The organism is Advenella kashmirensis W13003, assembly GCF_000506985.1.
GTDB lineage: Bacteria > Pseudomonadota > Gammaproteobacteria > Burkholderiales > Burkholderiaceae_B > Advenella > Advenella kashmirensis_A.
This window is the reverse complement of record NZ_KI650990.1, coordinates 1-1,191: the sequence shown is the minus strand read 5'-3', so window position 1 is coordinate 1,191 and position 1,191 is coordinate 1. Positions and strand designations below refer to the sequence as shown.

Sequence of the window (1,191 nt, the reverse complement as noted above, 5' to 3'; positions counted from 1 at the left end):
TTACTTCGTGATTTTAGCAACCACGCCGGCGCCGACGGTACGGCCACCTTCGCGAATCGCAAAACGCAGACCTTCTTCCATCGCGATCGGCGCGATCAGTTCCACGTCCATGGACACGTTATCGCCTGGCAGAACCATTTCCTTGTCCTCTGGCAGCTTGATCGTACCCGTTACGTCCGTCGTACGGAAGTAGAACTGGGGACGGTAGCCCTGGAAGAATGGTGTGTGACGACCGCCTTCCTCTTTGGACAGAATATACACCTCGGCTGAGAAGCCGGTGTGTGGCTTGATTGAACCGGGCTTGGCCAGAACCTGACCACGCTCCACGTCTTCACGCTTGGTACCACGCAGCAACAGACCCACGTTATCGCCCGCCTGACCTTCGTCCAGCAGCTTGCGGAACATTTCCACGCCCGTACATGTGGTCTTGGCTGTGTCCTTGATACCGACGATTTCGATCTCTTCACCAACCTTGATGATACCGCGCTCGATACGGCCGGTCACAACCGTACCACGACCGGAGATTGAGAACACGTCTTCAACAGGCATCAGGAACGTACCATCAACCGCACGCTCCGGTGTCGGAATGTAGGTGTCCAGTGCTTCGGCCAGTTGCAAAATCGCTTGCTTGCCCAGCGGACCTTCGTCGCCTTCCAGCGCCAGTTTGGCCGAACCCTTGATGATCGGGGTGTCGTCGCCTGGGAAGTCGTACTTGGACAGCAGCTCGCGCACTTCCATCTCGACCAGCTCCAGCAGCTCTTCATCGTCCACCATGTCCGCTTTGTTCAGGAACACAACGATGTAAGGCACGCCAACCTGACGGGACAGCAGGATGTGCTCACGTGTCTGAGGCATCGGGCCGTCAGCAGCAGAACATACCAGGATCGCGCCGTCCATCTGCGCCGCACCGGTAATCATGTTCTTAACATAGTCGGCGTGGCCCGGGCAGTCAACGTGCGCGTAGTGACGGTTCGTTGTCTCGTACTCAACGTGAGCCGTGTTGATCGTGATACCACGCGCTTTTTCTTCAGGCGCCGCATCAATCTGGTCGTAGCCTTTGGCTTCGCCGCCAAACTGCTTGGACAAGACCGTTGTAATCGCCGCTGTCAGCGTTGTTTTGCCATGGTCAACGTGACCAATCGTACCAACGTTTACGTGTGGTTTGGTACGTTCAAACTTACCTTTTGCCAT

General features: G+C 56.4%; 1 protein-coding gene. It reads right to left on the bottom strand.

The genetic code is table 11. The features are described from left to right. Positions 1-1,191, bottom strand: coding sequence for an elongation factor Tu (gene tuf, locus W822_RS45715; RefSeq protein WP_024007556.1), 1,191 nt, complete (start codon positions 1,189-1,191; stop codon positions 1-3).

What these genes read in the sequence shown, in the direction of transcription:
- tuf (WP_024007556.1), bottom strand. Translation starts at nt 1,191, where the DNA reads ATGGCAAAAGGTAAGTTTGAACGTACCAAACCACACGTAAACGTTGGT.